Origin of the sequence: uncultured Gemella sp., from assembly GCF_963529685.1 — a bacterium.
Taxonomy (GTDB): domain Bacteria; phylum Bacillota; class Bacilli; order Staphylococcales; family Gemellaceae; genus Gemella.
The window spans coordinates 22,191-28,967 of sequence record NZ_CAUSAI010000021.1 but is presented as its reverse complement, the minus strand read 5'-3'; the positions used below and the strand labels follow the sequence as shown (position 1 = coordinate 28,967).

The 6,777-nt window shown below is 29.1% G+C and carries 3 protein-coding genes; all 3 read right to left on the bottom strand.

The genetic code is table 11. The features are described from left to right. Positions 1 to 1,787: 1,787 nt before the first annotated feature. The 3 genes from RWS90_RS04585 to RWS90_RS04575 all read right to left on the bottom strand — a co-directional run bounded on the left by RWS90_RS04585 (position 1,788) and on the right by RWS90_RS04575 (position 6,237). On the bottom strand, positions 1,788 to 3,098 hold the full coding sequence (locus RWS90_RS04585) for an APC family permease (RefSeq protein ID WP_314549057.1): 1,311 nt from the start codon (positions 3,096 to 3,098) through the stop codon (positions 1,788 to 1,790). 68 nt (positions 3,099 to 3,166) lie between these two features. Next, entirely contained in the window at positions 3,167 to 4,870 is a 1,704-nt protein-coding gene (locus tag RWS90_RS04580; protein ID WP_314549056.1) for an FAD-dependent oxidoreductase, read from the bottom strand. Between the two features lie 56 nt (positions 4,871 to 4,926). After that, positions 4,927 to 6,237: a YeeE/YedE family protein gene (locus RWS90_RS04575; protein ID WP_314549054.1), complete on the bottom strand. Its 1,311-nt coding sequence runs from the start codon at positions 6,235 to 6,237 to the stop codon at positions 4,927 to 4,929. Positions 6,238 to 6,777: the final 540 nt, after the last annotated feature.

The window sequence follows — 6,777 nt, the reverse complement described above, 5'->3', positions numbered from 1 at the left end:
TTATTTGCTTAAGATAACTAAATATGTTGTATACATCTACAAGAAACCTGTTATTAAAAGACAAAGTAATAATAGATAATTAATACTTTACTTACATTATATAACAGAAATAGCTTCAAATCAACAAAATATTTCAGTGATAAAGATTGATTTAACCTTTGTTTTCATTAAAAAACATAATAAAAATTAACTCTGTTTGAATTTTGTTATACGGGAAATCTACAAACATAAACCATCCTAAACTAATTTCATTTCTATGAAAAGCTAATTTAATAGGTTTTGCAAGAAGAAAATTTTTTATTGAATTTACTAAACTATCATTAATATTAAATTATAAAAATACAAATATAAGTTTAAAAAATTTTTTTATATTTACTAGATGTTTTCTTGTTTACAATATAATTTCATATATGCTTCTTAAGCATAATTTTTTAAATTAGCTACTTTATGTTTGCTTATATACACCTACTTTTTCCATTTGCTTTTAAAATACTAGCCTCATAGATATCTCCTTTTTTAAGATATCTATATTATATATATTTCTTGTATATTTTTGTTTTGAAATTTATTTACACTTTTATTTTAACAATTATAATTTTAAATGATCAATTGTTAGTCTATAGCAAAATGATAAGACTCAAACTAAACTAAGTAAAGACTATGGAATTCATTTAAGTGCTATTAATAAATGGGTGAAACAGTATTCTAAGATTAAAACTAAAGATGGCGATGTATTTATCGCTAAACAAATAAAAAAACTTCAGAAACGAAATGCTCAATTAGAAGAAGAAAATTAAATTTTTAAAAAAGTGATCACCATCCTCGCTTCACACTCAAACAAAGATTAAATATCATCTTCACTCTTAGAATTCAGCGTAATATTAAACTTTTATGTAAAGTGTTCAATGTTAATAGAATCACATACTATAAATACATCTCAAATGATATATTTCCTAGAATCGAAGAAAATCAAATGATTTCTAGAGTTTTTTTAAAATTCATAGAGAGTACAATAAGCAACTTAACACACATAAGATTACCTATATTTTAAATCGTGCGGTCTTGAGGGCACTATCGGTAAGATATATCGATTAATTCAAAATTTAAATCTCCCTACTATGTCTACTTCTAAATCTTTTATCAAAACAAGTAAAGAAGAATGTGAGAATACTAAACTACATGATTACTTAAAACAAGAAATTAATCCTCCTGAAACCTAATATGCCTTAGGCTGGTGATTTTACTTATATAAAAGTAAATGGTATTTGATCTTATTTGTGTATAATTATGGATTTGTTTTCTAGGAAAATCTTATCATGGATCATCTCTAATAAAGCGGATTGTAACTTTATTATGAGTATATTAAGGAATATTACAACCTTAGATAATCACATTAGCGTTAGGTCTTATAACTCCTAATAAATAAGAATTAGTATCTTATAAACATTAAAAACTTGTTTTATACCAAACCTCTATCGGTGTGGTATTCTATGAGAAAAGCGACAATACCACATTTCCTCAGGGCACCACACCTACTTCTCAGTATAAAACAAATTCCACCTAAATTTTTTAACTAGTTTTCATATTTTTGTGTCTATTTACTTAACTATAGCCCTATTAAATTTTTTACTTTCTTTGTATTTTCTCATAAAATTAGTTTTATAAACGATAAAACTCCCTTTGGCATTTTGTAGTAAATTTATTATAACTGATTTTTACTGTATTTTTTATTTTACTTTTTAGTGTCTAATTTTATTATACAATCTTCCATCAAGAAATCTGCTAAGTTATAATTCTTTTTTCTTGTATATAATATACCCTACAAGTGTCCAGACAACTAAGATAATTAACGATGGTAATTTTAGTACAGCAGGGGATAAAGGACATAACAATAAGAATATAAATCCAATTGATACTATTAAAGATAGAAAACATAAAACTTTATCCAACCTTTTCATAGAATAAGTATAACTTACATAACTCACATATCCATATGCAACAGCTGCCAGCACACTAGATATATCAACTATGTATAATATTACTTCCCTACCTATCCAAGGAGCTAATAGACTTATACAAGAAACAAAAACTATTGCATAAGGGTATACTCCATTTCTATTTTTTATATTATACTTTTTATCCATTATTTTGTTATCAGACAGCGATGCAATAAGTTTGCTACTTGCAATCATAAAACCATTAATTCCTCCATTAATTGCAGCCCACAATGCTACAAGCATAAATGAAAAACCTACATAGCCTGTTGTTTTAATAACAGAATCTGCTACTGCCCAATCCGTACTTCTCGCCTCTGTAGGAGAAAAACTAAATCCTGCAATCAAATTCAGTAGAGAGTATATAAGAACTCCAAATATTATTGACACGAATGTTATTAATGTTGCCTTATGCGGTTTGAATTTTAATTCTTTTGCTACCTGAGGCACTACATCGAATCCTACAAATAAAAAAGGAACAATAGCAATCACCGACGCGACTTCACCAAAAGAAAATGTGTAATTATTTAAATAATTGTGTTCAAAAACCTTAATATCACTTTTATATCCTACAAATACAACTAAAATAAATACTATAATTACAAGTAGAGTACTCATAATATTTTGGACAAGCGAACTTAAATGTAACCCCCGTATATTAACTACCATAAAGAGTATAATTATAAAACTCATTATTATTACATCGCTTATCCAAACTGAGTATCCCGCTACAGAATATAAATACCCAAAACTAAATTTTTCTCCAAACAACACTTTAAATAATAAAACAAACGCACTAGCATTCAAAGGTATCATACTTAAATAGCATAAACTTAATGACCATCCAACTATAAAACCATGCCCCCTCCCTAAATTATTTAAAGCATATGAAAATTCTCCACCTTCTTCATTATTATGTTTTAACATAATATGGTAAGAAACCTGAATTATCATTACTAAAGCGCCACCTACAAATAAACCTAAAGTAGTATTAACTATACCTGATTGACTTAAAAACTGTTTTCCTGGTAATGTAAAAGATCCCCATCCTATTATTGATCCGATTACCAAAGAAAAAACATCAAAATATCCTAATTTTTTCATCAGTACCTCCATACTTAAAATCCTAGAAGCCAGATAAATACTAGACTTCTAGGATTTCCTTTTTTAAATTAAAGTAATTTAAATCTGTAATTCGTTACGATTGGCTCTCTTCCTGTAGTAACATCTGTGAAATATTCATATAAAGAGATTCCTAAGAATGAACCTGAAATATTTACAACATTATTATATCCTCTTAGATTCAATTCTCTTACCATATAATAGCTTCGTTGTGAAGATAAACAGTGTACATATACTGGACGATCTGTTGGAATTTCATCAAGTCTATCTCTAAATTCACTAAGAGGTATGTTCACTGCACCCTTAATGTGCCCCGCTTCATATTCTACTCTTTCACGAGAGTCTATGATATAAGCACCTTCCTCAACTAAACGTCTAACCTCAGCAGTACGAACTTGTTTATATTCCCCATTTAGTAAATTACAAGCAACTAGAGCAGCCATGTTTGTAGCATCTTTTGCTGTAGTATAATATGGAGAGTAACATAATTCTAGTTCTTTTAAATCTTCAATATTTGCTCTATTCATGATCATCGCAGCGATAACATCTACACGTTTTTCAACTGTTCCCATACCTACTGATTGAGCACCTAAGATTTGTCCTGTTGGTACTTGGAAAATAAGTTTAAAATGAATTGGATTGGCAGACGGAATTAATCCAACTTTATCTTTAGGAATAATATACGCAACATCATAATCAATTCCTAATTTCTTACAATTTTTTTCGTTAAGCCCTGTGCTAGCAGCTGTATAATCAAATATTTTAACTACAGATGAACCAATAACCCCTGTATTTCTATATGTTCTTCCATATAAATGATCTGCTACTGCACGCGCTTGACGTTGAGCTGGCCCCGCTAGAGTTAAACGAACTTTTTTATTCGTAATAAAGTGTGTTACTTCAATAGCATCACCTACTGCATAAATATCAGGATTACTTGTTTGATAATGATGATTTACTAAAATACCACCAGTTTCTCCGAAGTCAAGACCTGCATCTTTCGCTAATCCCGCTTCTGGAACAACTCCGATAGCTAAAACTACAGCTCCAGCTTTAACTTCTTTACCAGATTCTAGAATAACTTTACCGTCACTAACTTCTGCTAATTTTTCATTATATAATAACTCTACACCTTTATCATGAATTTCTTTATTTAATATTTGAACTAAATCATAATCCATTGGAGCTAAAATTTGATCTGATCCTTCTACTAAAGTTACATTTTTACCAGCTTCTCTTAAGCTTTCCATAACTTCAAGTCCAATAAATCCTCCCCCAATAACAGCTACATCTTGTACATTATTATTATCGATATATTTTTTTAATCCATCAATATCTACAACATTTTTCACTGTAAATACGTTATCTCTATCTACACCTTTTATTGAAGATGGTCTAATCGCTCTTGCACCAGGAGATAAAATTAGTTTATCATAACTTTCTTTGTACTTCTCACCAGTGTCAACTTTTTTAATTACAATTGTTTTTTCTTCTTTGTTAATTTTAACAACTTCACTTAATACTTTAACATCTAAATTATATTGCTTTTTAAGTAATTCTGGTGTCATTAAAATTAAATCATCAGCAGTTGGAACTACTCCAGATAAGTGAAATGGTAGACAGCAGTTTGAAAAACTAACATGAGGTCCTTTTTCGAAAACTTGAATATCCGCATATGGATCCAATCTTCTGATTCTTGCAGCAGCTGACATCCCTCCAGCTACTCCTCCTACTACTAAATATTTTTTGCTCATTATATAAGCCCTCCTGATTAATTATTATTTTTAATTTTTAAAAATCATTTTATAGACTATTTAAAATCATTTTTATCTCTATGTCTTGGTGGCACTAAACAAGAACTTCCTCTGAATAATTTAAGCCCTGCTACAGCTCCTAGTGAAATAGCTACTAAGAATACCCAACCTGAAATTGAGAAGTTAGGTAATGAAGAATACAGCGCTCCTATATTACATCCTTTAGCAAGTCGAGAACCGAACCCCATCAGTAATCCACCTAATCCAAATAACATTGCGTTTTTAGAATTAAATTGTAGATTAAATTTAAATCTCCCAGCCATAAGGAAAGCTAAAAATGCTCCTACAACTATCCCTATGTCTAAAATCACTCCTGCATCAGCTAAAATACCGTTTGAAATCACTTTATAAACTGAATCAAACGCCTTGTCCTCGAAATGAATTCCAAATAGACCTAAGAACCACACCGCTAAGTGAGTAAATGCAGATGTTACACCCCACGCTTTGTTATTAAATAGCAAATAGCACCCAGAAATTATAGCTAAAATAAAAGCTCCTGTTTTAAAACTCCATCTTTCAACAAAGACTTTATGATATAATGCCATCCCCCAAGGTTTAGCATCCAAATTATCTGTAAGTTCTTTTTCAAAATCTTCATAATCAGATTTAGGATCTAAATATGTACCTTCTTGTTTTCTCTTATTCTCATACTTTTTAGTTAAAACATACAAGAATAACAGCCCTAGTAGAGTCACTACAATCGCTCCAAAATACCCAAAGTATTGTGGTAAATGTCCTCTAACTCCAACTTTACCAATTGGATTTCTATCTATTACTTCTCTTAAATAGTGGCCAGGGATAGTTCCTAGTACAAATAATGGAAAAGCAATTAAAGCATGTCCTTCACCTTCCCCAAAATCTGCTAATGTACCAGAAGCACAGCCTCCAGCAATGATCATACCTATACCGAAAAGAAATCCGCCAATAACTGTACCAATATTAGTCATAAAAACATTTTGTGTTCCAGGAATTATTGCTTCACCATTTTTTGCTAAAAATGCTGGAATAGCGCCTTTTAGACTAGCTGTCCATTGGACTGTACCATAGATTAATGTTACTGCAGCAAACGTCATTAACAGAGCTTTTGTTAAACTCCCCTCACCTCTGACGTAAATTCTTTTTATTCCTCCAGCAAAACCAAATCTTGAACGCGTTAGTGTGTATCCAAATCCAAGACCAGCAATAAGCCCAAAAATTAATTTTGGAGTATGTAATTTATACGCAAATAAAGCCATAAGCACCATTATTACACATCCAATTATAGGTTGAATTTTATTGAATTGTTTTGAAAATTCTCCTGTGTTCATAAGTATTTTCTCCTTTTTATTTATTTTATTATATTTTAAAAAACTGAAATTTTATATTATTTTCGTTGATTTAAAAGTGAATTTCGTATTATAATACAGCTCCTATTATATATATATATATATATATATTGTCAACCCACTTATATCAACTGTTTTAAAATATATTTTTATTTTTCAAAGGGGAGTTATTATAGATATCTACTTTTTTAAAACTATATTGTTCTTTTCTTTCGGATTTAAAGAATAATTATTTTTATAATTATAAATAATATAAATCATAAAAAGATAATTTATTTTATTTACTTAACTTATATAAATCTATTTCGATTTAATATGTTTTTTAATCTAATAAACATAATTCTATCTATTGCAAGACAATTACTTTTTTATACTTATAATATATTCACCCTATATTTTTAAAAATTAAACTTTAAACCATACTATTCGATAATAATTCTATATCTATAAATATAGCTGAAATAATATTATATTTAATGTACACATTTTTTAACCACTCTAAATCTACAAATAAAAAAAGCT

Excerpts from the sequence above, each read along its gene's own strand:
- RWS90_RS04585 (WP_314549057.1), bottom strand. The coding sequence starts at position 3,098 with ATGAAAAAATTAGGATATTTTGATGTTTTTTCTTTGGTAATCGGATCA.
- RWS90_RS04580 (WP_314549056.1), bottom strand. The coding sequence starts at position 4,870 with ATGAGCAAAAAATATTTAGTAGTAGGAGGAGTAGCTGGAGGGATGTCA.
- RWS90_RS04575 (WP_314549054.1), bottom strand. The coding sequence starts at position 6,237 with ATGAACACAGGAGAATTTTCAAAACAATTCAATAAAATTCAACCTATA.